At 72.3% G+C, this 2566-nt stretch carries 3 protein-coding genes; all 3 read left to right on the forward strand.

Annotated features, from left to right (window positions below; genetic code table 11):
• Positions 1-135: alpha-glucosidase C-terminal domain-containing protein (locus tag ACZ7M3_RS52750; protein ID WP_472073969.1), on the forward strand; the 135-nt coding region annotated here is incomplete at its 5' end.
• 66 nt (positions 136-201) lie between these two features.
• On the forward strand, positions 202-1659 hold the full coding sequence (locus ACZ7M3_RS52755) for a maltokinase N-terminal cap-like domain-containing protein (RefSeq protein ID WP_472073965.1): 1458 nt from the start codon (positions 202-204) through the stop codon (positions 1657-1659).
• A gap of 59 nt (positions 1660-1718) precedes the next feature.
• The coding region (locus ACZ7M3_RS52760) for a GlgB N-terminal domain-containing protein (RefSeq protein WP_472073967.1) at positions 1719-2566 on the forward strand (848 nt) is incomplete at its 3' end.

A 2566-nucleotide genomic window follows, 5' to 3' on the forward strand; every position in this document is an offset into this window, starting at 1 on the left:
CCGGTCGAACTCATCGGCGGGGTGCGATTCCCGGCCATCGGCGAGCTGCCGTACTTGCTCACCCTCGCGGGCCACGGCTTCTACTGGTTCCGGCTGCGACACGCGATCACCCCCGGCACCGCCAAGCGATCCTGACCGCACGTGATCGCACGTGATCGTGTGCCCATCGAAGATCGCTTGCCTCTGAAAGGACGTGTCGCCATGCCGAAGACCGCGTTGCACCGTCCGGGCAGCCATGCCCCCGCCGCACTGCTCACCTCGCTCGCCGAACTGCTGCGGCAATGGCTGCCGCGGCAGCGCTGGTTCGCGGGCAAGGGCCACCCCGTCACCGGTCTGAGCGTGGTGTCGTCGACCGAGCTCTACCCGGGCTGCCTGCATCTCCTGATACGCACCGAACACCTCGGCGGCTCCGAACCCGAAGGTCCCGGCACTCCCCCGCCCGACGACTGCTACCAGCTTCTGCTCGGCGCACGCGAGGTCCTGCCAGCCCGGCTCGCCCCCGCCTTCATAGGCCGTCCGAGCGCGGGCCCCCTGGCCGACCTCAGCGTGTACGACGCCTTCCACGATCCCGACGCGGCGGGACTGCTCCTGGAACGGCTGCGCACGCCCGGGGCTGCGGGACCGCTGCTCTTCGAGCGGGATCCCCAGGTGACGGTCCCCTGCGGTCTCGCCCCCCGGCTCCTCGACACCGAGCAGTCGAACTCCTCCCTCGTGTACGGGAACTCCTTCATCCTGAAGGTCTTCCGCCGCGTCCAGCCGGGCATCAACCCCGACCTGGAGGTGCCCTGGGCGCTGGCCCGGCAGGGCTGCACCCGCGTACCCGCCCCCGCGGCGTGGTTCGGCACCTCGCAGCCCCGGGAGGCGACACTCGGGGTGCTCCAGCCGTTCCTGCGCGATGCCTGCGACGGCTGGACCCTGGCGCTCCAATCGCTCACCTCCGGCGGGGAGTTCACCGAGGAGGCATACGAACTCGGCCGGGCCACCGCCGAGATACATGTGGCGCTGGCGGCGGCGCTCCCCGTAAGAGCGCCCAGTCCGTTGCAGCACCGGCAACTCGCGGCCGCGATGAGTGAACGGCTCGACTCCACGGCCCGCTCCGTGCCCGAACTCCGGCCGCACGCGGCAGGGCTGCGCTCGGCCTTCGACGCGCTCGCGGCGCTCGACGCGGCGATTCGGCCGGCGCAGCGGATTCACGGCGACCTCCACCTGGGGCAGGTGCTGCGGGCCGGGCCGCAGTGGTCCGTCATCGACTTCGAGGGCGAGCCGGCCCGTCCGCTCACCGAGCGCCGACGCCTCCAGTCCCCCGTACGCGATGTCGCGGGCATGCTGCGCTCCTTCGACTACGCCGCGCGCTCCCGCCGGCCGTGGCGCCCCGAGTGGGCGCAGCGCTGCCGGGAGGCCTTCTGCGCGGGGTACGCCGCCGCGGCCGCGTGGGACCCGCGCGAGGAGCCCGAACTGCTGCGCGCGTACGAGACCGACAGGGCCGTGTACGAGGTGCTGTACGAGGCGAGACACCGGCCCGACTGGCTGCCGGTCCCGATGGCCGCGGTCGGTCGCCTCGCCGAGGGCGCGGGGGTACGGCATGGCGAACACCCCACCGAACACCGCGTCGAGCATCACGCAGAACACCGCGTCGAACGTCGTGCTGAACGCCTGTGACGACGACCCGGAGCCCAGGATCCATCCGCCCCACCGCTTTCCCCGAGGAGGCTGAAGCCGTGGCAGTTCCCACCACCGCCGTTGGCACCAGGCCGGTAGCCGCGCTGGACGCGACGGACCGCGCGCGCCTGTTGTCGGGCGCCCACCACGATCCGCACGCGCTGCTCGGCGCGCACCCGGTGCCGGGCGGCGTCGTGTTCCGCGTGCTCCGACCGTACGCCGAGGCCGTCGCCGTGGTGGTGGACGGCCGGCGCACGGAGCTGCGCGGGGTCGGTGACGGCCTCTTCTCGGGCGTCCTGCCGCTCGACAGGATCCCCGAGTACGTGCTGTCGGTGACGTACGCGGGCCACGCGTACGAGGTGCATGACCCGTATCGCTTCCTGCCCGCGCTGGGCGAGGTCGATCTCCATCTGATCGGCGAGGGACGCCACGAGGAGCTGTGGCGGGCGCTCGGGGCTCATCCCCTGACCCACCAGGGCGTGACCGGCACCCGCTTCACGGTCTGGGCACCCAACGCCCAGGGGGTCAGGGTCTGCGGGGACTTCTGCCACTGGGACGGCACCGCCTACCCCATGCGGTCGCTCGGTTCCTCAGGCGTGTGGGAGCTGTTCCTGCCCGGCATGGGCGAGGGAACGCCGTACAAGTTCGACATCACCCGGCCCGACGGTACGCACACGATGCGCGCCGACCCGATGGCCCGCCGCACCGAAGTGCCTCCGGCGACCGCCTCGATCGTCACGGAGTCGTCCCACGAGTGGACGGACGAGGAGTGGATGGCGGGGCGGGGGGCCCGTCCGGTGCACGAGGCACCACTGTCCGTCTACGAGGTCCACCTCCCCTCGTGGCGTCCGGGCCTGACCTACCGCCAACTGGCCGAGCAACTGCCCGCCTACGTCCGCGACCTGGG

It is taken from the genome of Streptomyces sp. NPDC111656 (genome assembly GCF_055656965.1).